Below are 23,589 nucleotides of genomic sequence, written 5' to 3'. Positions count from 1 at the left end.
AGCCCATGGCGAGGAGCCGGCATGAGCGTCATCTGGAAGCCCATCGAACCCGCCCACGCTGCGGCGTGGGCCGAGCTGAGCACCGCACTGGCCCGGCACGACGACACGGACGAGTTCTACGAGCCGGAGGACCTCGCCGAGGAGCTGCGGGAGCCGGGCGTCGACCCTGCTGCGGACACCCTCGCCGCGTGGGACGGCGACACGATGGTCGCCTACGGCCAGCTGCGGGTCGCCGCCGGACTTGCTGATCGAGAGACCAAGGCCTCCCTCGGCGGAGGCGTCCATCCCGACTGGCGCGGCCAGGGGCTGGGGCGCGCCGTCATGGACTGGATCGAACCCCGCGCCGACGCCCTCGCCCGGGACCGGTATCCGGGAATGCCCGTGGTCTGGTCGATGTGGTGCGGCACGGTCGGCTCCCCGACGGAACGGCTCGCTGCCGCCCGGGGCTACACCCCCGCGCGCTACTTCCGGGACATGCGCTTGGATCTGACAACATGGAGCGCGCCCGCGGCCACTCGCCGCGTCGGGCGCCCCGTCACGCCGGAGATCTCCGAAGGGCTCCGCCGCGCACACAACGAGGCCTTCGCGGACCACTGGGGCTCGAGCGAGCGCGACCCGGACCGGTGGGCCGACCAGCTCGCCTCGCGCAGCTTCCGGCCGGCGCTGAGCAGGGCCGCACTCACCGACCGTCCCGACCTCTCCCCCGAGGACGCGGTGGACGCCTACGTCCTCGCCAACGAGTACGTCGAGGGAGAGCTGTACGTCGCACTCGTGGGCACGAGGAGACGGGCCCGCGGGCGCGGCCTCGCGACCGCCCTCCTCACCGAGGTGCTGACGGCCGCGCGGGAGGCCGGCTACCGGCAGGCGGATCTCGGCGTCGACTCGGCCAGCCCCACCGGCGCGCTCGGGCTGTACGAGCGCGTGGGGTTCTCGTCGGTGCGCACCAACGTCGTCTACGAGCGCCGGCGGTAGGGCGCGTGGCTGCCATGGGTCCTGGCGGTCCCCAGCACGGGGAGGGCCGGCCGCTCGCGCTTGTGACCGGCGTCGGCCGCGAGGTGGGGATCGGGGCCGGGATCGCCCGCGAGCTCGCGCGGCAGGGCTGGGACCTCGCGCTCTCCTTCTGGCGCCCTTACGACGAGCGGATGCCGTGGGGCGTCCAGGAGCACGACGCCGCGCGGCTGGCAGTGCAGCTCCGCGCGCTCGGGGCTGCTGTCGCCACGATCGAGGCGGATCTGGCCGATCCGGCCGTCCCCGCACAACTCCTCGCCGAGGCCGGCGCGCAGCGGCCGGTCCGGGCACTTGTGCTCAGCCACGCGGAGTCGGTGGACTCCGGCCTCCTCGACACCCACCACGTATCCTTTGACCGGCATATTGCGGTCAACGCCCGCGCCTCGTGGCTCCTCCTGAAGGCCTTCGCCGAGCAGTTCCCGCCGGAATGGCGTGGGCTGGGCCGCATCGTAGCGCTGACTTCGGACCATACCGTCGGCAATATGCCGTACGGGGCAAGCAAGGGTGCCCTCGACCGGATCGTCCGGGCGGCAGCGCGCGAGTTAGGGCCGCAGGGGATCTCGGCGAATGTGCTCAATCCCGGTCCCGTGGACACGGGGTGGATGGACGAGGACACTCGGACGGTCCTCACCGCCCGCCAGCCGTCGGGACGGCTCGGGACGCCCGAGGATATCGCGGCCGTGGTGGCCTTCCTCCTGAGCGGTCCGGGCGGATGGATCAACGGGCAGCTGATCCATGCCGATGGCGGGTTCTCCGCGCCCTAAGGGACCCGCGGTCTGAATAGCATTCCTCTACAAGAAATTCATCTCACGGAATGCTTTATCGCACGGAATTCTTTACTGGTGTGCCGGCTTGGAGACCGTGCTCTCCGGCGAAGCCGCGTCTGCTCGGGCCCCTTCCTCCGCGGGCGGCCGGTTGCGCAGGAACGCCGCCAGGACGATTGCAGCGGCCCCTGCCCCGGCCGCCACGAGGAAGGCCGCGCGGAACCCCGCCATCGCTGCCTCTGCCGGAGGAAGCGTAGAGGCAGCGCCGTGTGCCGTTCCCGCCATGACCGCCACGAGCAGCGCCGTCCCCGCTGCCCCGGCAACCTGCTGCAGGGTGCTCAGGATGGCCGATCCGTGGCTGTACAGGTGGGGCGGGAGGGGATTCAGGCCCGAGGTGAACGTGGGGGTGAAGAGGAGCGCGAGGCCCAGGGAGAGCACGATGTGCAGGCCCATCGCGAGCCACACCGAGCTGCCCGCGGTGAGTAACGCCAGCCCGACGAGCACGGCGGTGATCAGCGAGGTTCCGGTGAGGGTCAGGGGCAGCGGACCGACCCGGTCGAACCATCTGCCCACGGTGGGCGCGAGCAGGCCCATCACGAGTCCGCCGGGGAGCAGGAGCAGCCCGGTGCCGAGGGTGTCGAGCCCGCGGAGCTGCTGAAGGTACAGCGGCAGGAGGATCACCACGCCGAACAGTGCCATCATGCCGACCATGAGCAGGGCGGTCGCGATGGTGTACATCGGGTAGGAGAACGCGCGCAGGTCGAGCAGGGGCGAGCCGGAACGCTGCAGCGCGAGCTGCCGCACCACGAACGCCGCCAGCGCGGCCACGCCCACCGTGAGGGGGAGCACCGGGCCGAGACCGCCCGACCCCGCGCCGCCGAGCTGGCTCAGCCCGTAGACGACGCCGCCGAAGGCCGGGACCGAGAGCAGGACCGAGAGGGCATCGAGAGCCGGCCGCCCGCCGTCGGCCGCCCCGCGCAGCTTCGCCGCGCCGAACAGCAGTGCCGCCACGGCAATCGGCAGGACCGTGAGGAACATGAACCGCCAGGAGAGATACTGGAGGATGATCCCCGACAGGGTGGGCCCCACCGCCGGGGCGACCGAGATGACGATGCTCACTGTGCCCATGACCTGGCCTCGGCGGGAGACGGGGATGAGCTTCAGGACGCTCGTCATGAGCAGCGGCATCATGATCGCCGTGCCGGAGGCCTGGACCACGCGGGCCAGGAGCAGGATCGCGAAGCCGGGGGAGAGCGCGGCGAGGAGCGTCCCCGCGCTGAAGAGGCTCATGGCGAGGACGAACACCGAGCGGATCGAGAGCCGCTGCAGGAGATAGCCGGTAGTGGGGATGACCACGGACATGGTGAGCATGAACGCTGTGGAGAGCCACTGGACCGTCGGCGCGTCCACGTGCAGCTCGCCCATGAGGCGCGGGAGGGCCACGTTCATGATCGTCTCGTTGAGGATCACGACGAACGCGGCGACGACGAGCACCGTCACAACGAGTCGGCTCTCGGGCGGGATCTGATGGGCCTCCCGGGGCGCGGCGGGGTTTCCGGCGGCCTGCGGCGAGGGGTGCTCGGATGCGGAAGGCAAGGGGGCTCCTGGGACGGGTGGTTCAGGAAAGCGGATGTCTGGAGTGCAACCGTGACCGGCGTTCGGTGATTCCCGGGGTGCGGTGATTCCCGGAGTGCTGGTCACGGCGGCAGGAACGGCGGCTCCCATCATCCCAGAAGCTCCGCCGACCCACACCCCGGCCTCGTCAGGCGCCGCGGATGCTCCGCGCGCGGTAGCCCGCGAATCCGACGACGAGCAGGGCCGCCGTGATGGCAAGGATCCACCAGACCGGCGCCCAGTCGGCGTCCGCCCCCGTGATCCGCGGAGTCACGTGGAAGGGGCTCGTGTCCAGCAGCCAGTCCGGGGCCTTGAGCAGCGGGCCGAAGATCGTCAGGACGAGCCAATACACCACCAGGAGCCACGCGATCCAGCGCTGCGTGGGAAGCATGCCCACGAACGCGAGCCCGACGGCGGCCGCGAGCCACAGGGCCGGGATGCCGACGAGGGCCTGGCGCACCACGTCACCCGCGGAGACCTGCGCTCCGGTGGAGGCCGCCGTGACGCCGAGCACCGTGCCGCCCACCGCCATCGTCAGGGCCGGGGCGACGAGCGCGGCCGCAGCCGCAGGGGCGAAGTAGCCCTGGCGCGAGATGCCCGCGGAGAGCACCCACTCCGCATGCCCTTCGTCCTCCTCCGCGGCGAAGCGCGCCGCGATCTGGACGCCGAAGGCGCCGGCGCCCAGGGCGAGCATGAGCAGGAGCAGGGAGACGAACGTCATGGTGAGGTCCGCCTCGGTGGTGGACCGCACGGCCAGCATCTGCCGGATGAACGTGTTGTGCTCGTAGAAGTCGCGCATCGTGCCGGTCACGAGGCCGAAGACCACGCCGAGGAAGGCGAACGCGGCGATCCAGGTGAGGGCCGGTGCACGGTTGAGCACTGCGGTGTGCCGCCAGATCCCGGCTCGCCACCGGGCGGGGCCGGCACGCTCGCCGATGAGGCCGCCGCCGTAGTCGCGGAGCCGGGAGAGCAGGCACGCCGCTGCCGCGGTGGCCAGCCCCGCGGCGCACAGCAGGACGAGGGGGGAGAGGCTGCGCTCCGCCGCGGGGCGGACGAGCTCTGCCCACCCCATGGGATTGGTCCAGAGCATCCAGTCCCCACCCGTGACGGTGTCCGCGACGCCGCGCAGGACGTAGCTGACCACGAGCACCCCGGTCGCGAGAGTGTTGGCCGTGCGGGCGTAGGAGCCGATCTGGGACGTCACGGCCGCGACTCCGCCGAACGCGATCCCCATGCCCCCGATCTCGGCGCCGAGTGCGAAGCCTTCGGCGGCCTGCGCGCCCGCGGCGGTGAGCGTCGCGCCGATCACGAGGGCCACCGCCGCTGAGGCCGCCCACGCGAGGAGGACGGCGGCGGCCAGCCGTGCGTACGGCCCCACCGCACCGGAATCGATGAGCTCGGCCTGCCCCGAGTCCTCCGCGGCCCGCGCGTGCCGCGTGACCGCGAAGGCGGCCATGAGCGCTGCGAAGAACATCCCGAAGATCTGGAACCGCCATGTGGTGAACCCGAAGGCGTTGTCGAGGTGGTGGGCCGGGCCCACCAGGAGCATGAACGCCGGGTTGGTGCTGAGGGTCTGCTCGAGGGCGAGGGCCTCCTGCGGCGTTGCGAACACGGTCGAGTAGCTGCTGTAGGCCGCGTACGGGAACAACGAGATGATGAGGATCCAGGGTGCGAGCTTGAACCTGTCCACCCGCAGGGCCAGCAGGAACAGGCGTCCCGTGCCCTCGAACCCGGTCACGGCCCCTCCTGGGGCGAGCCCCGGCGGTGGCGGGCATGCGTGCGGGGGCGCGCGACGTCGTCGTCCGCTGCATCCCCGCCAGGGTGCTCCTGGGGCGCGGCGCGGTCGTCGTAGTGCTGGAGGAAGAGGTCCTCGAGGCTGGGCGGCGTCACGGTCAGAGCGCGCACGCGGTGGGCTGCGAGGGCGTTCATCGCGGCTGCGAGGCCCTCCGCGTCGACGCTGAACTGGACCCGGTGGTCCTCGATCCGCAGGTCTGCCACGCCGGGGATTCCGGTCAGGGCGGCGCCGTCCTCGAGCGTCGCGGAGACGTTGGTGCGGGCGTGGAGGCGCATCTGCTCGAGCGTCCCGGTCTCGACGATCCTGCCCTGGCGGATGATGCTGATCCTGTCCGCGAGGGCCTCGACCTCGGCCAGGATGTGGCTCGAGAGCAGCACGCTGCGGCCTTCGGCCTTCTCGCGCCGGATCTCCTCGCGGAACAGCGCCTCCATGAGCGGGTCCAGGCCCGCCGTGGGCTCGTCGAGGATGAGCAGCTCGGCGCGGGAGGCGAGTGACGCGACGATCGCGACCTTCTGGCGGTTGCCCTTCGAATAGGCGCGGCCGCGCTTGGTCGGATCGAGCTCGAACGTGTCGATCAGCTCCGCCCGGCGGCCCTCGTCGAGTCCGCCGCGGAGCCGCCCCATGAGGTCGATCGCCTGGCCGCCGCTCAGGTTCGGCCACAGGCTCACGTCCCCGGGCACGTAGGCCACGCGACGGTGCAACGCGACGACGTCGCGCCACGGGTTCCCGCCCAGCAGCTCGACGTGCCCGGCGTCGGCCCGCAGGAGGCCGAGGAGGATGCGCAGGGTCGTGGACTTGCCGGCACCGTTCGGCCCCAGGAACCCGAGGACCTCGCCGTCACGGACCTCGAGGTCGAGCCCGTCGAGGGCGCGGACGCGGCCGAAGGTCTTCACGAGGCCAGTGATGCTCACCGGGGTGCCCATGGTGAGATCGTAGGCCGGGGCGCCGTCGCCCGGGAGGGGAGCACGCGCCGTCGTGCGGTGTGCGCTCAGGCGAGGTCGTAGACCACGATCGTGGTGCCGGGCTCGAGCCGAGCGCCGGTGGAGCGGTAGGCGCCGAGCGCGGCCTCGTTGTCGTGGTCCGTTCCCGTCCACATCCCGTAGCAGCCCAGCTCCCTCGCGATCTCGGCGAGGGCGTTGATGAGGTGGCTGGCGACGCCCCGGCGGCGCCAGTCCTCGGCGACGGCGAGCTCGTAGAGGAACATCTCGGTGCCCTTGTCCGGGTGGGTCGTCTCGACGCCGCTCACGAACCCGACCGCGCGCCCCTGCGGGTCCTCGGCGAGGAGAAGGTGGTGGCCGGGCTTGGCGAGGAACTCCCGGGCCCCGGCCTCGGTCACGGAGCGGTCGAACAGGTCCGAGGCGGCAACGAGGCGGTCCGCATCTGCGGGCCCGAGACGGCGGAGTGTGATGTTCGGCGCGCTGTCGGCATCCACGGGCCGAGCCTACGCCGATCGCCGCGCGAGGTGAACGCGAGGCGAACCGACCACCAACGGGGTCTTGCTAGACTCGCAGAGCTGAGCCACCCCACAGGCTCGCCACCCCACCATGACAGTCCGGAACGGACGCGGAGTCCTCTGCGTGTCCGGAACCGGCGTGCGCCCGAAAAGAGGAGACCCCCACCCTCATGACCGCCTTGGCCGAGCCCGACTACTACGACGACTCCGACTACCGCTCCGAGCTCGATGCGAAGTACGAGGAGGGCTTCGGCTACAGCCCGCAGGTTGACGACGACGAGGACGACGACTTCGACGACCTCTTCGCCGGGCTCTTCGACGACGAGGACGACGACTTCGACGCGGTCAAGCCCAAGGCGGCGCCGAAGAAGGCGGCTGCGAAGGCACGCGTCGGAACCGGGAAGGCCCCCGTGGCGTCCACCGTGAAGCGGCTGCCCACGGCATCCGAGGTCGTGGTGAAGCACGTGGCTCCCCGGATGCCCGTCGGGGCTGTTCCTGAAACGGCGCCCGCTGCCTCTCCCGCGGAGCTGCCCCAGACGCACGACGCCGCACCGGCGCCTAGCGCTGAGCTCGCGCCGGAGCCGGTGGTCGCCACCGAGGGTGGCCCTGGTGCTGGGGCCGGTGAGGACGGCGACCGGGAGGACCGCGTGGCCGAGGCGCGGGCCGCCGTCGAGCGGACTCGGGCCGCTGCCGCGGAGGCGGGGGAGCGGGCGAAGCGCGCGGTGTCCGAGGCTGTGGCGAAGGCCGCGGCTGCCAAGGCGGCCGCAGCCGAGGCGTCCGCCGCCGAGCAGGCCGCACAGGAGGCGCTGGCAGCGTCCGCCGAGGCCGAGGAGGCCGCTCGGCGCGCTGCGGCCGGGCTCGAGATTGCGGCGGCGGAGGCCGCGGCAACGGTGCCTGTTGAAGTGGTTTCGGTCGCGTCGGAGGCCCCCGCGGCGCTCGAGGCTCCGGCGCCGCAGGCGATCTCGGCCGATCCGAACTTCGCCCCGCACATCGCCCCCGTGAACCAGCACGTCGAGTTCCTGCGCAAGCTGCGCCCGGGCTTCGAGGTGCCCTACGTGGACCCGATGCACTCGGTGGAGGAGGCCAGGATCGTGAGCCTCTTCTCCAACACCGGCGAGGCGAGCCCGCGAGGCTACGTCTGGGCCGGTGACGATGCGGCCGCGACCCGCCTCCTCGGCCTGCAGTACCAGCTGGGCCTGCGCCCCGAGTGGACCATGCCGTGGAACGCATATCCCTGGTTCACCCCGGGTGAGGCCAATGGCAAGCTCACCCCCGAGCAGCTGCACGCGGGCCTCAAGCCGCTGCTGACGTTCCTCAAGACCGTGCCGCGCGTCTCCGCGATCGTGGCCCACGGCACCGAGGCGAACCGCCTCGCGCAGATGCTCCTCAAGACGGACAACCCGCTCATCTGGCGCCGCGGCCTCAAGGTCTACAAGGCGCGCTCGCTGCACGGCCGCGCGTTCGCCGGCTCCAAGGAGCGCCAGACCGAGTGGCTCATCGACATGGGCCGCGCCTATGCCGACGCCATGGCCCGGGCGGGCCTCAAGAGCGGGCGGTAGCGGAAAGCACCCCAACGCACGGAGGCGGACGACGGCGGCCGAGTGGCCGGCGTCGTCCGCCTCGCTGCGTCTGGGCTACGTCAGGGTCTACTTGCTGCGCGGCTTGCGGAGGTGCGCCACGGGATCGGCGTCGAGGGCGACGGCCCTCTTGGCCTTCTTGGCCGCACGCTGCTCCTTGAGGCTCTTGGACGGCTTCTTGTGGTTCTCGGGCTGGTGAGGCTGCTTGTCAGGCATGTCTGAGCTCCTTTGGTCATCCCCCCGGTGCACATGACGATACGCCGGTAAGATGCTGGGCACCATGCCCCCTTCCAACGGACCTGCTTCGGCTCCCTCGGCTGTCCGCATCGACTCCTGGCTCTGGGCGGTGCGCGCTTTCAAGACCCGCTCCGCCGCGACGGCCGCATGCCGTGCCGGGCATATACGGCTGAACGGCGAGCCGGTCAAGGCTTCACAGACCGTCGTGCCCGGGGACAGGATCCGCGTCCGGCAGTCCGGGTTCGAGCGGATCCTCGAGGTCCACGTGCTCATCGTCAAGCGCGTCGGTGCCGAGGTGGCGTCCAAGTGCTACACCGACCACACGCCCGAGCGGCCCCCCGCGCCGTTCCTCGGCCTGCCGCAGCGGGACCGAGGCGCCGGGCGGCCCACGAAGAAGGACCGGCGGGAGATGGAGCGGCTGCGCGGGGAGGGGCGGGGCGCGTGATCGGGACGATCGTTTCTGAGACACATCGAGGGGTCCCGGGCTTCCGCGGTGTGAATCGGAGCGCTATGTGGTGCGTTCTTCGCAGCGACAAGTGGCCGAAGGGTGCGCCCGGTTGAGGATCCTTTACCGGACGGGAAGCAGCTGCCTTCGCCCGCCAGATCACCGATACTGCGCGCCGGGGATGAGCGGATCAGGCGAGCGCCGCCAGGACTGCCGCCCCTTCCGCGAGCAGAGGCTCGCGGTCCGCAGCCTGGGGAACCACGCGCTGGACGTCGTCGAGCAGCGTCTCGACGTAGCGCCGGACGACGGCGCGGTGGGCCTCGCCGCCGAACCCACCGACGTCGCGGCACACCCGCAGAAGGGCACGGACCACGCGCGGCTCGTTCGCCCCGTACCGGCGCACCTGGCCCAACGCAAGCTCCACGAGGTAGTCGAAGTCGCGCGCGGGAACGTACAGACGCACCCTCCCCTGTCCGTCCTCCACAGCTCGGGGCCCGTGCTGCCGGACGGCGGAAGCAGCCAGGATGGAGGCCAGATGGTCCACCGCCTGGTTCGCCGTGTAGGGGTCGTTCACGGCGGGGGAGAGCGCCTTGGACGCGACATCGGCGAGCTGGCGGATGCCGAAGGCGACATCCTGTTCCAGGGTGCGCTCGTACCCGACCCTGACGGTCTGGAGGATCACCCGGCGCAGCTCCGCCAGAGACCGCGGAGCAAGTGGAGGCCGCCCGCCGTCGTCCGTGTTCCACACCCAGGCGAGCGGCGTCCCCGCTACGACGTGCCGCCCCACGATCGGCACGATCAGTGCGCTCATGCCCAGAGCTTCCAGCGCCTCAACGAAGGGCCTTACGTGGATCGCCTGGACGTACCCGGACCTCGTGGCTGGCAGGGCGATCGCCCCGTCGGGCGGCGACGGCAGGCGCACCTGCGGGTCTCCCTCGACGAAGGAGTGCTCAAGCACTCTCAGCGTCGCCTTCTCGACGCCCTTCATCACCTGGTCGATCTGGATGGAGTGTGCGAGATGGTGCACGAAGAAGACCAGCATGACCATGCTCACGAACAGGAGGAGCAACGCGCCGCTGACGGCGAGCCGAGGATAGGTCTCGGTGCGCTGGCCGCTGGCGATGCCGACCGTGTACAGCCCCGCCGTGCTGTAGGCGAAGGTCGCGACGAAGATGCTCAGGGTCAGCTGATTGGGGATGTCCCGCAGGAAGTTCCTCAACAGCCGCGGGCTGAACTGCGTCGACGCGAGCTGGAGGGCCACCACCGTCAGGCCGAGGACCAGCGCGATGACGGTGACCATCGTGCTGGCGATGCTGACGAGGAGGTTGCGCGCGTCGTCGGCGGTGCCCTCGAACAGGAGGAAGGCGAGCGGCGACGCAGGATCGACGAGGACGGAGGACAGCCCAGCACCGACGATGAGCGCGAGGACGACCGCCGCCGTCGGCATCGCCCAGAGCGCACTGGCCAAGTATTCCCGCACCGCCTCGCGCCTCACAGACGCCACTGTCGGACCGCCACGCGGCATCGGTCAAGACAAGAAGCAGCCGATGCGTCAGAGGCGCCCAGTCAGGAGGCGCCCAGTCAGGAGGCGCCCAGTCAGGAGGCGCGGGCCCGGCGTTCGCTCAGGAGTTCTTTGCTGCGCAGCAGTCGGAGTGCTGTCACCAGGAGCAAGCCGCCGAGGACGTTGAAAAGGGCCGTGTAGGCGAACCACCCCAGCCAGGCACCGTAGCCGAACGACGCTCCTGCGTGGAGGGCGCCGAAGATCAGCAGGGAATCGAGCACCGAGTGGAACAGCGGCAGTCCCGAGAGCAGGAAGCCACCCGCAACGGCGGCGACGATCTTGGCCGGAACCGATTCGGTGCCCTGCTGCATGCGCGTCATCAGCGTGATCGTGCTGCCCCCCAGGATGGCCAGGCAGAAGGACTGGAGCGTGGGAGGGGCCTCGGCGAAGTGCCGGGCGGACTCGATGACCGTGGGAGCCCAATCGGGAAAGGCCTGCATGACCAACCACATGAAGCACCACCCGCCGACGAGGTTCGCCAGGAGTGTGCCCAGCCAGAGCCTGAGGAGCTGCCCGAACCGTGCCTGGCGCGCGGCCACCGCAGCGATCGGCACCAGGAATCCCTCGGTGAACAGCTCGCTCTTGGCCAGCAGGAGGGCGATGAACCCGCTCCCGAAGGCCAGCCCGGCCAGCAGCCTGTTTCCGGTCGAGTGCTCGACGGCGAGGTAGGCCATGACCCCGAGCCCGACTTCGAGGCCCCCGAAGAAGCCGGTGATGAGCACGGTGCGCCACGTTCGGTGCAGGCGCTGCGCTCCTTCGGTCACGATCCGGTCGAAGGACTCCTCGATCTCCTCCTCGACGGGACCCTCGTTGCTGCCCAGCTCCCGCCGCCGGTCCTCATCGCTCATGCAGTGTCCTCCCGTCGGGGCGCTGTGCGCATGGCTGCATTCGATGCCTGGCTGTGTTCCATGGTCCACCCGTTACCCCAACCAGCCGGTCAGCCTCGCCCGGCGGCGGCAAGCGACTACCTGCCGAGGAGGATCGAGACCGTCGTGGCCGCGGCCATGGCGAGCAGAGCCGCGGTCACCGTCGCCATGGTCCACGCAGGCGGAGCTTCACTGGCGGCGCGCAGGCTGCGGGTGCGGTGGAGGACGCAGTATGCGATGACGACGGTGGCCGCTGCAGCGACGCCAGCGGCCACGCCCAGGGTGAGGGCATTGCCCTCGATCCTGCCCTCATGCCTCGACAGCGATCGGCTCCACGAACGCCAGATCAGCAGGTCTGAGACGAGGAGGGCGAGCAGTGTCCTGCCCCAGGACAGGGAGGTGCGTTCGGGCTGCAGCCCGGGGTCGCGGGCCCGGTCGGCGCCGGATGGGGTCGGCGTCATCGGGCCAGGAGGATGAGGACCGCGAAGACGAGGGCGGCGAGGGCCACGACGGTTGTCATTGCCACGAGCAGCCACGCGTGCGGGAGCTCGCGCTGGTGGCGCATGGCCTGCTCCTGCAGCGACCAGCGGCGATAGGCCTCGAGGGCCAGGAGGGCGCCAATCGCGGCGAGCACCAGGCAGAGGACGACGCGGACCGGGGCGGGCGCGATGTCAGGGGTGAGCTGGTCAATGGCAATGGAGCCGGCAAGGATCGCCATCGACGTCCGGATCCACGCGAGGAACGTGCGCTCGTTGGCCATCGAGAACCGGTAGTCGGGCATCTCGCCCTCGCGCCGCCATTGCGGCTCCCTGAGCTTCACAGGCTGCGGCCCTGCCTCGGACCCTGTCCATCTGCCGAAATCGTTTCGCCCGGGTGCGCCTCGTCGTCGTGATTCATGCTCGTGCCTTCGCCTTTGGTCGGGTCTGTTTCAGGCTACTTCACCGGGAGCGAGAACCGGCCGGGCGGAGCGCTGGTCGCTCCGCCCGGCCGCCCGCCGATGCACCGGCCTCACTGTCAGTCGATGACGCGGCCCTTGTCCTCGGTCGCTCCGCCCGGCCGCCCGGCGAGGGCGAGGATGCCTGCCCAGAAGAGCGCAATGAGCCAGATCCCGCCGCCGGCGAGGCTGCGAATGCAGTGGCCTCGCGGAGGGGATCGACCCCTCAGGCGGGTCCCGGAACGTGAGCAGAATCTCCACAGATTTTGTCAACAAAACTCGGAAGGAACTATTCTCGCCGTGACACGCCGCACGCCCCTGCGCCTGACGCGGTGCCGAGACCGTGCCCTCCAGAAAGAAGCCCAGCAGTGAACCAATCCAACGCCGTGGGGCGCCTCAACAGGCTCCCCATCTCGCGTTTCCACAAGATCACCTTGGTCGCGGTGTCCTTCGCGTACTTCTTCGAGTTCGCCGACGTCAACACCTTCGCGACGACCGCCCCGAAGCTCATCAAGCTGTGGGGCATGACGGTGAACCAGATCGCGTACGTCACATCGCTGTCCTTCGTCGGGATGTTCATCGGCTCCATCGTCGCGAGCTGGATTGCTGACCGGTGGGGGCGCAAGAACGCCCTGACCCTCACCACCGTCTGGTTCGGCGTCTTCTCCCTGGCGTCCGTGTTCTCGTGGGACCTCGTCTCGCTCGGGGCTTTCCGGGTGCTCACCTCCGCCGGCCTCTCGGCGATGACCGTAGTCGCCGTGATCTACGTCAGCGAGATCTTCCCGGCGGCGGTCCGCGGGAAGTACCAGGCGTACGCGATCGTGATCGGGATCTGCGGCACGCCGGCCACGAACCTCATTGCCAGCCTCGTTGTTCCGCTCTCCGATTGGTCGTGGCGGCTCGTGTACCTGTGGGGTGCGCTGGGCCTCCTCTTCGTCTTCTTCATCCGACACCTGAAGGAGTCTCCGCGCTGGTACGAGAGCAAGGGCCAGCCCGAGCGGGCCGACGAGGTGCTGCGTGAGATCGAGGCGCTGGTATCTGCCGAGAAGGGCCCGCTTCCCGAACCAGTCGCCGTGGTCCAGACCTCGACACCGGGCAAGGCCAGCCTCAGGATGCTCCTGCAGAAGAAGTACCTCTTCCCGACGCTGCTGCTCTCCCTCATGTGGGTCACGCAGACCATCGGCTTCTTCGGCTACTCGAGCTGGGCCCCATCGCTACTGACCAAGCAGGGCTTCACGGTGGAGAGCTCCGTCTTCTACGTCGCGCTGACCACGGTCGGCGCGCCGCTCGGGTCCTTCCTGGCCGCCCTCGTAGCCGATCGGTTTGAGCGCAAGTGGTCGCTGGTTGTCTTCGGGACGGCCATTGCGGTCAGCGGCCTGCTCTACGGCCTGACCTTCAACCCGATCATGATTGTGGCGTTCGGGTTCCTCGTGAACATGTTCGAACGCGGCTACACGGCAGTGGCCTATGCGTATTCACCGGAGCTCTTCGACACGCAGGCCCGGTCCTTGGGCACCGGCATCTCCTACGGGCTGGGCCGCCTGTCGAACGCCGTGGGACCGCTGATCATCGCTGCCCTCTACAACGGCACCGGATACCAGAGCGTCTTCATCTTCATCGCTGCCACCTGGATGGTGGGTGCCATCGCGCTGGCACTCTTCGGCCCGAAGACCAGGGGGAAGGCCCTCCTCGGCGCGACGCCTTCGGAGCCCGCAGCGCGGACCTAACGGCGCGTCGACTGCCGCCACCGCGCCGGGGCGCGGCAGGCCACCATCTCGCTCGGTAGGGCACCGGCAAGATCGAGCCCGCACGGTAGTCCGCTGATCAACGAGGCAGGGGCGCAGGGAGTACACCCAGCGCCCCTGTCGCGTTGGCGTTGCTCGGCTGCGGCTACGGGCCGCCCATGAGATTGCATGTGTAGGTGGCTCGGTTCGCCGCGATGACGATCCAGGTCACAGTGCCGCTTGGTGCGTCCGGCCCAGCCGCGTAAATGTCAGCTCCCCCGGCGGTTCTTCCCCGTTTCGCCAATCCCTCGAGGGAACGGGTGATTGGTGTCGGGTTGGACCCGCATTGGTAATCACGATGGGAGAACTGCACTTTTGACGGCACCGCCTTCGGCCAAAGCGCCCAGTCAGAGGTCATCTGATGGACGTTCCAAGCCTGAATCCCCACAACAGCGAGCGCGACGACGATGACGGCGGCTAGCACCGCGCCTGCAACCCGCTTCCCCCGCTTCATGCCGCAACTATCGCACGATCGCTCGTCTGGCCATTCGACCTGGGCTGCGGGATCACTCGCTTCCCCGGGTGGCGGCGGTTACGGATCGGGGAAAGCGCCGGGGCCGATGACAGTTCCCTGAATAGCTGTCCTCGTGTTCATTCGCGAAGCGACCCCGGATGATCTGCCAGCGGTTGAAGCCCTGTGCGACGCGAGCGATCGCCCGCGATGGACCGCGGCGATGCTCGTCTCATCGAAGGACAGCGTTGTCCTTGCCGCGGTCTCGGACGACCAAGTCGTCGGCATAGCCAAGACCCACTTCTACGAGGAACCCGTCGGAGCCGCACCGGCGGGCCACTATCTGGGCGGCATTACTGGTGCGCCGGAGAGCCGAAGGCTCGGAATCGGGTCTGCGCTCACACGAGCAAGGCTTGAGTGGATCTGGACCCAGTCGTCCACTGCCTACTACTTCGCGAACGAGCACAACATCGCCTCGATCCAGATGCACGAGGCCTTGGGGTTCCAGCCCAAGGGCCGAGCCAAGGAAATCCGCGGGGTGAGGGAAGACAACGGACGAGCAGAGCTGATCCTCTTCGAAGCGTCCACCGCCCCCGACCTCAAGGGGCCGGACATCACGGCTGCGGACGGGGAGACGGTCGTCCGCCTCTGAGTGATCTCGATCACCGGCGTTTCGACTTGATGTGGTCCTACCAAATGGTAGCTTCCCGTGTGTCGGCCAACGGAGCCCAGACGGCGGGACGTGCCGACGCGACCCCTGAGGAAGACGATGTCGAGCACACCGAAGACCGGCCCCCGCGGCGCCACCGCGGCCGAGGCCCCGCGGAAGACCCTGATCCAGCGCTTCACCGACCTCTGCGTCCGCTACGTGGAGCGGTTCATGCCGGATCCGTTCCTCTTCGCGGTGATCCTCACTCTGGTCGTGGTCGTCATGATCGTGCTGTGGGTTCCCCATGCCTCACCGCAGGGAATCCTCGAGGGCTGGTACCAGGGCGTGTGGGGCACCAACAACATCTTCACCTTTGCTCTGCAGATGGTGCTGATCCTCGTGAGCGGCTACACGCTCGCTGAGGCGCCAGCCGTGAAGAAGGGCCTGAACTGGCTTGCCTCAAAGCCACGGAACCAGATCGAGGGCGCCCTGATGTGCTTCGGCGCCGCCGCGGTGGCGAACATCCTCAACTGGGGCCTCGGCCTCGTGGTGGGCGCGCTGCTCGGCCGCCGGATCTTCGCCCGGCTCTCCAACGCGAACTTCGGGTACATGATCGCCGCGGGCTACATGGGCTACATGCTCTGGACCAACGGCTTCTCCAGCTCGATCGCCCTCGCCAATACCGACCCGACGAGCAAGCTCAACGTCATCTACACCGCGACCCACCAGCTTGTGCCGCTCGAACTCACCATCCTCCAGCCGTACAGCTGGGTCACGGTGATCGTGCTCATCGTGGCGCTGGCGCTGCTGGTGTGGAAGATGGCACCGCACGAGGCCGACGCTGTGGACCGGGAGGCGCTTCTCGGCGCCGACGTCCTCGAGGCGGGAGCGTCGTCGGCGGGGACGCTGCAGGCCGGACCGACGGCAGGGGCACGCCGCTCCTTCGCCGAGCGGCTCGAGGGGCTCTGGATCCTCAACGTCCTGCTCTTCCTGGCCGGTGCCGCCTACTTCGTCATCAGCGGCTTCAACCTGAACATCTCCTCGATGGTGATGCTCTTCACGATCCTCGCGGCCCTCCTGCATGGCACGCCGATCCGGTTCATCCGCGCCTTCACCGACGCGGCCAAGACGTGCGGCCCGCTGCTGCTGCAGTACCCGCTCTACGGCGGCATCGTGGGACTGCTCGCCTACGCCCCGGACGCGCACACCAAGCCCCTGCAGGCCGTCATCTCCGCATCCATCGTGGCGGGCGCCACGAGTGCCACGCTCCCATTCCTGAACTTCCTGGGATCCATCATCATCTCCCTCTTCGTGCCCTCGGGTGGCGGCCACTGGGGTGTCCAGGGCCCGATCGCGGTCGAAGCAGCGCGCCAGCTGGGCGAGAGCTCACCGGCGTATCTGGGCAAGGTCTCCATGTCCGTCGCCGCGGGAGAGGCGGTGGCGAACATGATCCAGCCGTTCTGGCTGCTGCCGGTGCTCGCCATCGCCAAGCTGAGCGTCCGGAAGGTCATGGGGTACACCGTGGCAGCGTTCCTCGTGGGCTTCGTGATCTTCAGCATCACGATGCTGATCATGCCCCATGTCTGAGCGGCCGCGCCGTCGGACCCTGGCCCGTGGGTCCGTGGCCGAGGCTGCGGAGGCGTGCCTTGCGGCGATCAGGGAGCGGGAGCCTGGGCTCAGGGCCTTCGCACACCTGGACGACGACGCGGTTCGCCGGGCGGCACGGCAGCTGGACGCGGCCCCGGCGGAGGGCCTCCCACTCCGCGGGGTGCCGATCGGCGTCAAGGACCTCATCGACACCGCGGACGCCCCCACCGAGTACGGCTCTCCCGTCTACCGGGGGCACCGCCCGTCGTCGGACGCCGCCGTGGTGCGCGCGCTGCGCGCGGCGGGCGCGCTGCTGGTCGGCAAGACCGTCACCACGGAGTTCGCCCTCTTCCAGGCGGGCCCCACCCGCAACCCGCTCGACCCTCTCAGGACCCCAGGCGGCTCCTCGAGCGGCTCCGCGGCGGCTGTCGCCGCCGGCCTGCTTCCCGTGGCCCTCGGCACCCAGACCGCCGGGTCGATCACCCGACCGGCCTCCTTCTGCGGAATCGTCGGGTTCAAGCCGACGTTCGGCACCCTCGACCGGGAGGGCGTGCTCCCCGTCAGCGGGACGCTGGACACGGTGGGGCTGCTCGCACGGGACGTGGAACATGCCGTCGAGGTGTTCCGCGTGCTGCGCGGCGATCCCCGGCGCGAGCCGGAGGCCCCGCCACCACCCCTGCAGAACCCCAGGCTGGGCTTTGTCCGCCCGCCCGAGTGGCTGCAGGCCGAGCAGTACACGCGCGACGGCATCGAGCGGCTCAAGCAGCGCCTCCGGTACCGCGGGATCGATGCCGTCGACGTCGAGCTTCCCGAGAGCTTCGCCGGTCTGGCCGCCGCCCAGAACACCGTGATGGAATACGAGGCCGCCAGGAACCTCGGCCCGCGGTGCGAGGGGCACGGGGAACTCGTCAGTGCGCGGCTGGTAGCGCTCCTGCGGCGCGGCGCCTCGATCCCCGAGCCCGACTACCGCGACGCGCTGGACCTCGCCTCCGGCTGCCGGCGCGAGCTCGATGGGCTCTTCTCGGGGGTTGACGCGCTGGCAGTGCCGGCGGTCCTGGGGGAAGCGCCGCCAGCCACAGAGGGTACCGGAGACCCGATCTTCTGCAGGGCATGGACGCTGCTGGGGTGCCCCACCGTGTCTCTGCCGCTGCTGACCGGGCCGTCGGGGCTCCCGGTCGGGGTCCAGCTGGTCGGTCGGCTCCACGACGACGATCGCCTGCTGGCGGTCGCCGCCCACCTCATGCAAGGGGCGCGGCCCGCCACGCTGATGCGCGAGTGAGCCCTCCGTCTGGAAGACTCGAAGCATGACGTTGACTCCGCGCATGATCGCCGGCACGAACGTGGGACCCGTCGGCTTCGGCTGGATGAACCTCAGCCACGCCTACGGGCCGCTCCCCTCCCGCGAGGACGCCGCGAGGCTCCTCCTCCACGCCCTCGATGCTGGGGTCATGCACTTCGACACCGCCACAATCTACGGCGCCACCGCCAACGAGACGCTGCTCGGTGAAACCCTCTCGGGCCGCAGGGAGGAATTGTTCCTGGCGTCGAAGGGCGGCATGGTGTCCGAGGACGGCCAACGCGTGATCGACGGCCGGCCGCAGTCGCTCCGCGCCCACGTGGACGCCTCCCTGGAGCGTCTGCGCACCGACCACATCGACCTCTACTACCTCCACCGCTGGGACCGCAGCGTGCCCATCGAGGAGTCTGTCGGGGCACTCGGCGCCATGGTCCGCGAGGGCAAGATCGGCGCCGTCGGCCTCTCCGAGATCGGGACGGAGACGCTGCGCCGGGCGCACGCCGAGTACCCCATCGCCGCGCTCCAGAACGAGTACTCGCCGTGGACCCGCAACCCCGAGCTGGGCACGCTCGAGGCGTGCTTGGAGCTCGGCATCGCGTTCGTGGCCTTCAGCCCCGTGGGCCGCGGCGCGTTCGGCGGCGTCCTCCGGGACCCGTCCACGCTCCCGGAGTGGGACTTCCGGCACACGGTTCCCCGCTTCGACCCGGACCACTGGCCCGCCAACCTCGCGCTGCTTGACCGCTTCGCGGCCCTCGCACACCATGTCGGCTGCACCCCTGCGCAGCTCGCGATCTCCTGGGTGCTCTCGCGGGGCGAGCACGTGATCGCCCTTCCCGGCACCCGCAGTCCAGCGCATCTGGACGAGGACCTCGCCGCCGGATGGCTCGAGCTGCCGCCGAGCGTCTTCCGGCAGGTCGACGAGCTCGTCAACGAGCGGACCGTGTCCGGGGGCCGCTACTCGCCGGCCGGGCAGGCCGATGTGGACACGGAGCAGTTCGGCGTCTGAGCGTTCCTGACGATCCAGGGAAGTTCTCCACATAGGGTCCTTCGCCGGATGTGGGCGCCCGACGGCGGTGCCTAGGCTGGCGTTGTCGGCTCACCTCGGGCCGCGCTCGGTGAGGGGACGGTGGGGGGCGCCATGAAACTGCTCTCGAGACTGCTGGTGGCGGTGGCCCTCGGCGCAGCAATTCTCATGTCGATGCTCGCTGGCCTCGACGCGCCCGCAGCGCTCGCGGACCCGCCCACATCCGTGGTGGTCGAGGACACCGCGGGTGCACTGTATCGGCCGCAGCTGGATCCTGCGCTCGCGAGGATCTCGTTCTACGAGCCCACCAAGGTCGCGGTCTTCACCCGCGCGGGAAAGCCCGGTGACAACCTCAACGAGGCCGTGCTGCAGTTCGCCCGGGCCAGCCATCCCGAATGGATCAGTGCAGACGGCCAGAAGTGGGCCGACGGGCTGTTCATCTTCGCGCTCGATACGACCGGCCGCCAGGTCGGGACCTACTTCGGTGAGGACCGCAAGGTGGGCCTCGACGAGCAGAAGGCCATCCAGGACGACACGAAGGACCTGTTCCGTGCCGCGCAGTGGACGGACGGGACAATCGCCGGGGTTAAATCGGCGGCCTCCCGGATCGGCCGCCCGTGGTATCTCTCGCCCGGTGCGCTCATCGGCGCCGGCGCCGCGGGAGTCCTGGCCCTCGGGGCTGCCGGCACGTGGATCGGGGTCCGGGCTTGGCGGCGCAGGAAGTTCGCCGAGGCCATGGAGGCGGGCGACTCCTCGTACGCGTCCGTGACGCTCAAGCTCGAGGAGACGGAGCTCAACGCCTCCACCATCCCTGAGTCCTCCTCCTACGGCGGCCTGATCCTCGAGCGCTGGCACAGCTTCAGGGCGCAGCACCGAGAGGCCACCCGGCTCAGGGACCGGCTTACGGCCATGGGCCCCAGGGAGCGGTCCCGCCGCGCGAGCCTCAAGGACGCGAGGCACTACGAGGAGATTGCCCAGACCCTCGACGGGCTCGACGACGCGATTGCCGACGCCAACTCGATCCTCAACCTCGGCTCGCGCTGGCACGCTGCATGGAGCCGGCAGACGGGTGAGCTCACTGAGCAGCTCGACGGCATCGATGACATGCTGGCGGCCGAGCGGACCGAGGGGAGGCCGGAGACGGCCCAGGCGCTGCGGGCTGGAGCCGCCATGGCCCGTGACCGGCTTGAGCGCCTCGGCGCCGCACTTCAGGACGGGACCGTTACACCCGAGGAGGCGCTGGACGGGCTCAAGGCCGAGCGGGAGCGCCTGGGCCAGCTCCTCGACCGCCATGCCGTCGCCGTCATCGACGAGCACGCGAAGAACCAGAGGGAACGCGACCTCATGCGCAAGAAGCTCGACGCCTCGACCGCGTCCTGGCGCGCTAGGCACCGCACCCAGGGGAGCATCCTCGACGTCGCGTACCCGGGACTGCCGGTGATCAGCATCGTCAACTTCAACAGCGGGATCTCGGCCGGATACTCGGCCGTCGATTCCGCGCGCTCGTCCTCCAGCACCGGGTATGGCGGAAGCGGCGGCAGCTTCTCAGGCTCAGGCAGCTCGTCGGGCTTCTGAAGCCAGACGGCCCGCCTACGCGCCCTGGAACCTCAGGATCCTCGCGATGGCTTCCTCGACGGCAGCCTGGCCGGCGGCGAAGGAGAGCCGGACGGCCCGGCCGCCGTGGACGGAGTCGAAGTCCGTTCCGGGCACGAGTGCGACCCCCTCAGACTCCAGCAGCTGGCGGGCGTATTCGCGCGAGTCGCCGAAGCGGGCCAGCTGGTCCCCGAGCTCGGCATACAGGTAGAAGGCGCCGTCGGCCGGGGCGGCCGGGCCCCAGCCCAGCGAGGGGAGGGCGTCGAGGAGGGTCTGCCGCGTGCGCGCGTAGTCCGCGACCCACGCGTCGGCCTGGGCGTAGGACTCCGGCGAGAATGCCTCGACGGCCGCGAGCTGGGACGGCGCTGGCGGGCAGAGCGCCACGTTCCCGGCCAGAGCATCCACGGGTCCCACGAGCTCCTCCGGCAGCAGCGCCCATCCGAGACGCCAGCCGGTCATGCCCCAGTACTTCGAGAAGCTCGAGATCACCACGGCCTCGCGGCTCACCTCCCAAGCGCAGACGCCCATCGAGGCGGCGCGCTCCAGCCCCGGGCCGTAGGTGATGCCGTGGTAGATCTCGTCGCTGATCAGGCGCGCGCCGTTCGCCGCGCACCAGTCCGCGATCGCGGCCAGCTCCTCCCGGCTCACCATGGTCCCGGTCGGGTTGGCGGGCGAGGCGAGAACCACCCCGGCAAGCGGACCGCGCTCGGACGCTGCGGCGTCGAGCATCGCGGGGGTGGGCTGGTAGCGAGTGTCCGGGCCGGCGTCGAGCTCCACCACGTCGCAGCCCAGTGCGGTGAGGATGTTCCGGTACGCGGGGTAGCCCGGGCGCGCGAGTGCCACGCGGTCGCCGACCTCGAACGCGGCCAGGAACGAGAGGACGAAGGCGCCCGAGGAGCCTGTCGTCACGGCGACACGGCCGGGATCGACGCCGAGTCCGTACCAGCGGCGATAGTGGTCCGCGATCGCACCGCGCAGTTCCGCAGTGCCGAGGGCCGGCGTGTACGTGAGGGCGCGCCCGGAGGCGTGGATCTCGGCCGCCCGCGCCGAGACCGCGGCGGGCGCGCCACCCGAGGGCTCGCCCGCGCACAGGCTCACCACGTCGCGTCCCTGGGCCCTGAGCGCGTCGACCCGCGCCAGGATGTCCATGACCGCGAACGGCGGCACCTGGGAGCGGGACGACGGCGCGAGATGTGGGCTCATAGGCCCCAGCTTGTCACAGGGGCGGGCCCGCGGGTGGACGGCACCGGGCCGGTACACACCGGATCAGGCGAGGCTGAGGAACATCTTCTCGAGCTCGGCGACGTCGCCGCCGCGCTCGGGGTTCGTCAGGCACTGCTCCAGGTTGGTGGCGATGATGGCGAACCCTGCGCGGTCCACGGCACTCGAGACGGCTGAAAGCTGGGTGATGATGGACTTGCAGTCCTGCCCTTCCTCGAGCATCCGGATCACAGCGTTGAGCTGGCCCTGGGCGCGCTTGAGGCGGTTCACGGCGGACTTCATCGATTCGGGTTCGACGTTCATGGCGTCTTCTTTCTCTACGCAGGGTTCCCACAGGGGCTTTCCATTCTACCCCTCCGGGTATTTTGACATACCCCATGGGGTATTGCATACTCGAAGTGAGCCCCAGAATCCGAACCTTCCAGGAGCCACCCATGATCGAGACCACCACGTCCCAGACCGCTGCAGCCGTCGACACCGCCCAGATCGTCGATGTCCGCGAGGACTTCGAAGTGGCCGAGGGCATGATGCCCGGCGCGCGCCACATCCCCATGGGCCAGATCGCGGACCGCCTCGGCGAGCTCGACAAGAGCCGTCCTGTCCACGTGGTATGCCGGTCGGGCAACCGCAGCGGCCGCGTGGCGGAGGCGCTCGAGTCGCTCGGCTTCGAGGTCTACAGCATGGCCGGCGGCATGATGCAGTGGCAGGCCGAGGGCCGCCCCACGGTGAGTCCTGCCTGACACGCCGTGAGCCATAGTTTTCCTGACGGGCGTTAGGTAAACTGTCCTAAACCCCGCGGGGTATCGAGTCATGGTGGGATCCCCCCTTCCCACCATGGCCCGCTACTCGGCGGGGTTTTGCTGTCATGCCCTGTTTCCGCACGGTAGCGTGGGCCCCATGCAGCACGTTGCCCTCGTCACCGGCGCGTCGAGCGGAATCGGCGCGGCCACAGTGCGCGCGTTCCTCGCCGCGGGCTTCACCGTCTACGCCGCAGCGCGCCGGGTCGAACGGATGGACGGCCTCGCGCACGACGGCGCCCGCCTCCTGGCGCTCGACGTCACGGACGACGCGTCGCTCACCGACGGGGTCCGGAAGGTCCTGGCCGAGGCCGGGCGCATCGACGTCCTGGTGAACAACGCCGGCTATGGCTCGTACGGCTCGCTCGAAGAGGTGCCGCTCGAGGAGGGCCGGCGCCAGTTCGAGGTCAACGTGTTCGGCCTCGCCCGCCTCACCCAGCTCGTCCTGCCCGGCATGCGGGAGCGCCGCTCGGGGACGATCGTCAACGTCTCCTCCATGGGCGGCCAGTTCTACGAGCCGCTCGGCTCCTGGTACCACGCCACCAAATTCGCCGTCGAGGGCCTCTCCGACTCGCTGCGCATCGAGCTGCGCCCCTTCGGAGTGCGGGTGATCGTGGTCCAGCCGGGCTCGATCAGGACCGAGTGGAGCGGGATCGCCCGGGAATCGCTGCTCGCAGTCTCCGGGAGCGGGCCCTACGCGAAGAACGCACGCCGCGTGGCCGGCGTGATGAAGACTGCCGACCGCCCCGGGCTCGGGTCGCCACCCGAGGCGGTCGCGGACGTGATCGTCGAGGCGGTCCAGTCGTCCCGGCCCGCCCCGCGCTATAGGGTCGGCGCCGGTGCGAAGCCGCTGCTTGCGCTGCGGAAGGTCCTCCCGGACCGCGCGTTCGACCTCATCGTCCGCGCTGTGTACCGCCATTAGGCGTCCCCGG

At 70.0% G+C, this 23,589-nt stretch carries 23 protein-coding genes; 12 read left to right on the top strand and 11 right to left on the bottom strand.

Annotation, left to right across the window (positions count from 1 at the left end; translation table 11 throughout):
• Positions 1-21 precede the first annotated feature (21 nt).
• Positions 22-972 carry a GNAT family N-acetyltransferase gene (locus tag IE231_RS12915; protein ID WP_189694385.1) on the top strand — a complete coding sequence of 317 codons (951 nt, stop codon included), beginning with the start codon at positions 22-24 and terminating at the stop codon, positions 970-972.
• 14 nt (positions 973-986) lie between these two features.
• Positions 987-1,772, top strand: coding sequence for an SDR family oxidoreductase (locus IE231_RS12910; protein WP_189694456.1), 786 nt, complete (start codon positions 987-989; stop codon positions 1,770-1,772).
• A gap of 72 nt (positions 1,773-1,844) precedes the next feature.
• On the opposite strand, the gene IE231_RS12905 is transcribed toward IE231_RS12910, so the two are convergent.
• The 4 genes from IE231_RS12905 to IE231_RS12890 all read right to left on the bottom strand — a co-directional run bounded on the left by IE231_RS12905 (position 1,845) and on the right by IE231_RS12890 (position 6,613).
• Positions 1,845-3,368, bottom strand: a complete 1,524-nt coding sequence (locus tag IE231_RS12905) for a DHA2 family efflux MFS transporter permease subunit (protein ID WP_229866899.1) — start codon at positions 3,366-3,368, stop codon at positions 1,845-1,847.
• A 166-nt stretch (positions 3,369-3,534) separates the two neighbouring features.
• Entirely contained in the window at positions 3,535-5,124 is a 1,590-nt protein-coding gene (locus IE231_RS12900) for an ABC transporter permease (RefSeq protein WP_189694384.1), read from the bottom strand.
• Positions 5,121-6,104 (bottom strand): ABC transporter ATP-binding protein, encoded by a 984-nt coding sequence (locus IE231_RS12895; RefSeq protein WP_189694383.1) that lies wholly within the window; start codon positions 6,102-6,104, stop codon positions 5,121-5,123. Before IE231_RS12895 ends, IE231_RS12900 begins: the two co-directional genes overlap by 4 nt.
• Before the next feature lie 65 nt (positions 6,105-6,169).
• On the bottom strand, positions 6,170-6,613 hold the full coding sequence (locus IE231_RS12890; protein WP_201896964.1) for a GNAT family N-acetyltransferase: 444 nt from the start codon (positions 6,611-6,613) through the stop codon (positions 6,170-6,172).
• A gap of 1,085 nt (positions 6,614-7,698) precedes the next feature.
• Here IE231_RS12890 and IE231_RS12885 point away from each other — a divergent pair.
• A complete protein-coding gene (locus tag IE231_RS12885) occupies positions 7,699-8,193 on the top strand; it encodes a uracil-DNA glycosylase family protein (protein ID WP_229866940.1) in 495 nt (164 codons plus the stop codon).
• An 87-nt stretch (positions 8,194-8,280) separates the two neighbouring features.
• Here IE231_RS12885 and IE231_RS12880 read toward each other — a convergent pair whose 3' ends face one another.
• Complete coding sequence (locus IE231_RS12880; RefSeq protein WP_189694382.1) at positions 8,281-8,427, bottom strand: hypothetical protein; 147 nt, start codon at positions 8,425-8,427, stop codon at positions 8,281-8,283.
• 64 nt (positions 8,428-8,491) lie between these two features.
• Here IE231_RS12880 and IE231_RS12875 point away from each other — a divergent pair, with 64 nt between their 5' ends.
• Positions 8,492-8,893, top strand: a complete 402-nt coding sequence (locus tag IE231_RS12875) for an Hsp15 family ribosome-associated heat shock protein (RefSeq protein ID WP_189694381.1) — start codon at positions 8,492-8,494, stop codon at positions 8,891-8,893.
• A gap of 190 nt (positions 8,894-9,083) precedes the next feature.
• Here IE231_RS12875 and IE231_RS12870 read toward each other — a convergent pair whose 3' ends face one another.
• The 4 genes from IE231_RS12870 to IE231_RS12855 all read right to left on the bottom strand — a co-directional run bounded on the left by IE231_RS12870 (position 9,084) and on the right by IE231_RS12855 (position 12,140).
• Positions 9,084-10,388: a DUF2254 domain-containing protein gene (locus IE231_RS12870; RefSeq protein WP_189694380.1), complete on the bottom strand. Its 1,305-nt coding sequence runs from the start codon at positions 10,386-10,388 to the stop codon at positions 9,084-9,086.
• 101 nt (positions 10,389-10,489) lie between these two features.
• On the bottom strand, positions 10,490-11,302 hold the full coding sequence (locus IE231_RS12865) for a formate/nitrite transporter family protein (RefSeq protein ID WP_189694379.1): 813 nt from the start codon (positions 11,300-11,302) through the stop codon (positions 10,490-10,492).
• Positions 11,303-11,418: 116 nt separating this feature from the next.
• Complete coding sequence (locus IE231_RS12860; RefSeq protein WP_189694378.1) at positions 11,419-11,781, bottom strand: DUF202 domain-containing protein; 363 nt, start codon at positions 11,779-11,781, stop codon at positions 11,419-11,421.
• Positions 11,778-12,140: a YidH family protein gene (locus IE231_RS12855; RefSeq protein ID WP_229866886.1), complete on the bottom strand. Its 363-nt coding sequence runs from the start codon at positions 12,138-12,140 to the stop codon at positions 11,778-11,780. Before IE231_RS12855 ends, IE231_RS12860 begins: the two co-directional genes overlap by 4 nt.
• A gap of 482 nt (positions 12,141-12,622) precedes the next feature.
• On the opposite strand from IE231_RS12855, the gene IE231_RS12850 reads away from it, so the two are divergent.
• From IE231_RS12850 to IE231_RS12825, 6 genes are all read left to right on the top strand, one after another.
• Positions 12,623-13,981 (top strand): MFS transporter, encoded by a 1,359-nt coding sequence (locus IE231_RS12850; RefSeq protein WP_189694377.1) that lies wholly within the window; start codon positions 12,623-12,625, stop codon positions 13,979-13,981.
• 731 nt (positions 13,982-14,712) lie between these two features.
• On the top strand, positions 14,713-15,141 hold the full coding sequence (locus tag IE231_RS12845; RefSeq protein WP_189694376.1) for a GNAT family N-acetyltransferase: 429 nt from the start codon (positions 14,713-14,715) through the stop codon (positions 15,139-15,141).
• Between the two features lie 117 nt (positions 15,142-15,258).
• The gene (locus IE231_RS12840) at positions 15,259-16,725 is read left to right on the top strand and encodes a TIGR00366 family protein (protein ID WP_189694375.1); all 1,467 of its coding nucleotides are present in this window, start codon (positions 15,259-15,261) and stop codon (positions 16,723-16,725) included.
• Positions 16,718-18,004 carry an amidase gene (locus tag IE231_RS12835; RefSeq protein ID WP_189694374.1) on the top strand — a complete coding sequence of 429 codons (1,287 nt, stop codon included), beginning with the start codon at positions 16,718-16,720 and terminating at the stop codon, positions 18,002-18,004. The genes IE231_RS12840 and IE231_RS12835 overlap by 8 nt, the downstream gene beginning before the upstream one ends.
• A gap of 25 nt (positions 18,005-18,029) precedes the next feature.
• On the top strand, positions 18,030-19,028 hold the full coding sequence (locus IE231_RS12830) for an aldo/keto reductase (RefSeq protein ID WP_189694373.1): 999 nt from the start codon (positions 18,030-18,032) through the stop codon (positions 19,026-19,028).
• Between the two features lie 132 nt (positions 19,029-19,160).
• On the top strand, positions 19,161-20,621 hold the full coding sequence (locus IE231_RS12825) for a DUF5129 domain-containing protein (RefSeq protein WP_189694372.1): 1,461 nt from the start codon (positions 19,161-19,163) through the stop codon (positions 20,619-20,621).
• Between the two features lie 15 nt (positions 20,622-20,636).
• On the opposite strand, the gene IE231_RS12820 is transcribed toward IE231_RS12825, so the two are convergent.
• Together IE231_RS12820 and IE231_RS12815 are read right to left on the bottom strand one after the other, a co-directional pair.
• A complete protein-coding gene (locus IE231_RS12820; RefSeq protein ID WP_189694371.1) occupies positions 20,637-21,842 on the bottom strand; it encodes an aminotransferase class I/II-fold pyridoxal phosphate-dependent enzyme in 1,206 nt (401 codons plus the stop codon).
• A 63-nt stretch (positions 21,843-21,905) separates the two neighbouring features.
• A complete protein-coding gene (locus IE231_RS12815) occupies positions 21,906-22,163 on the bottom strand; it encodes a metal-sensitive transcriptional regulator (RefSeq protein ID WP_189694370.1) in 258 nt (85 codons plus the stop codon).
• Between the two features lie 131 nt (positions 22,164-22,294).
• On the opposite strand from IE231_RS12815, the gene IE231_RS12810 reads away from it, so the two are divergent.
• Together IE231_RS12810 and IE231_RS12805 are read left to right on the top strand one after the other, a co-directional pair.
• Positions 22,295-22,600 carry a rhodanese-like domain-containing protein gene (locus IE231_RS12810; RefSeq protein ID WP_189694369.1) on the top strand — a complete coding sequence of 102 codons (306 nt, stop codon included), beginning with the start codon at positions 22,295-22,297 and terminating at the stop codon, positions 22,598-22,600.
• Positions 22,601-22,757: 157 nt separating this feature from the next.
• The gene (locus tag IE231_RS12805) at positions 22,758-23,579 is read left to right on the top strand and encodes an oxidoreductase (RefSeq protein WP_189694368.1); all 822 of its coding nucleotides are present in this window, start codon (positions 22,758-22,760) and stop codon (positions 23,577-23,579) included.
• The last annotated feature ends 10 nt before the right edge of the window (positions 23,580-23,589 follow it).

This window comes from Sinomonas cellulolyticus (assembly GCF_014656475.1).
In the GTDB taxonomy this organism is placed as follows: Bacteria; Actinomycetota; Actinomycetes; order Actinomycetales; family Micrococcaceae; genus Sinomonas; species Sinomonas cellulolyticus.
The sequence above is the reverse complement of the archived record's forward strand: the minus strand, read 5'-3'. Positions and strand labels throughout refer to the sequence as shown.

What these genes read in the sequence shown, in the direction of transcription:
- IE231_RS12915 (WP_189694385.1), top strand. Translation starts at nt 22, where the DNA reads ATGAGCGTCATCTGGAAGCCCATCGAACCCGCCCACGCTGCGGCGTGG.
- IE231_RS12910 (WP_189694456.1), top strand. Translation starts at nt 987, where the DNA reads ATGGGTCCTGGCGGTCCCCAGCACGGGGAGGGCCGGCCGCTCGCGCTT.
- IE231_RS12895 (WP_189694383.1), bottom strand. Translation starts at nt 6,104, where the DNA reads ATGGGCACCCCGGTGAGCATCACTGGCCTCGTGAAGACCTTCGGCCGC.
- IE231_RS12885 (WP_229866940.1), top strand. Translation starts at nt 7,699, where the DNA reads ATGCACTCGGTGGAGGAGGCCAGGATCGTGAGCCTCTTCTCCAACACC.
- IE231_RS12880 (WP_189694382.1), bottom strand. Translation starts at nt 8,427, where the DNA reads ATGCCTGACAAGCAGCCTCACCAGCCCGAGAACCACAAGAAGCCGTCC.
- IE231_RS12875 (WP_189694381.1), top strand. Translation starts at nt 8,492, where the DNA reads ATGCCCCCTTCCAACGGACCTGCTTCGGCTCCCTCGGCTGTCCGCATC.
- IE231_RS12865 (WP_189694379.1), bottom strand. Translation starts at nt 11,302, where the DNA reads ATGAGCGATGAGGACCGGCGGCGGGAGCTGGGCAGCAACGAGGGTCCC.
- IE231_RS12860 (WP_189694378.1), bottom strand. Translation starts at nt 11,781, where the DNA reads ATGACGCCGACCCCATCCGGCGCCGACCGGGCCCGCGACCCCGGGCTG.
- IE231_RS12845 (WP_189694376.1), top strand. Translation starts at nt 14,713, where the DNA reads ATGCTCGTCTCATCGAAGGACAGCGTTGTCCTTGCCGCGGTCTCGGAC.
- IE231_RS12840 (WP_189694375.1), top strand. Translation starts at nt 15,259, where the DNA reads ATGTCGAGCACACCGAAGACCGGCCCCCGCGGCGCCACCGCGGCCGAG.
- IE231_RS12835 (WP_189694374.1), top strand. Translation starts at nt 16,718, where the DNA reads ATGTCTGAGCGGCCGCGCCGTCGGACCCTGGCCCGTGGGTCCGTGGCC.
- IE231_RS12830 (WP_189694373.1), top strand. Translation starts at nt 18,030, where the DNA reads ATGACGTTGACTCCGCGCATGATCGCCGGCACGAACGTGGGACCCGTC.
- IE231_RS12825 (WP_189694372.1), top strand. Translation starts at nt 19,161, where the DNA reads ATGAAACTGCTCTCGAGACTGCTGGTGGCGGTGGCCCTCGGCGCAGCA.
- IE231_RS12820 (WP_189694371.1), bottom strand. Translation starts at nt 21,842, where the DNA reads ATGAGCCCACATCTCGCGCCGTCGTCCCGCTCCCAGGTGCCGCCGTTC.
- IE231_RS12815 (WP_189694370.1), bottom strand. Translation starts at nt 22,163, where the DNA reads ATGAACGTCGAACCCGAATCGATGAAGTCCGCCGTGAACCGCCTCAAG.
- IE231_RS12810 (WP_189694369.1), top strand. Translation starts at nt 22,295, where the DNA reads ATGATCGAGACCACCACGTCCCAGACCGCTGCAGCCGTCGACACCGCC.
- IE231_RS12805 (WP_189694368.1), top strand. Translation starts at nt 22,758, where the DNA reads ATGCAGCACGTTGCCCTCGTCACCGGCGCGTCGAGCGGAATCGGCGCG.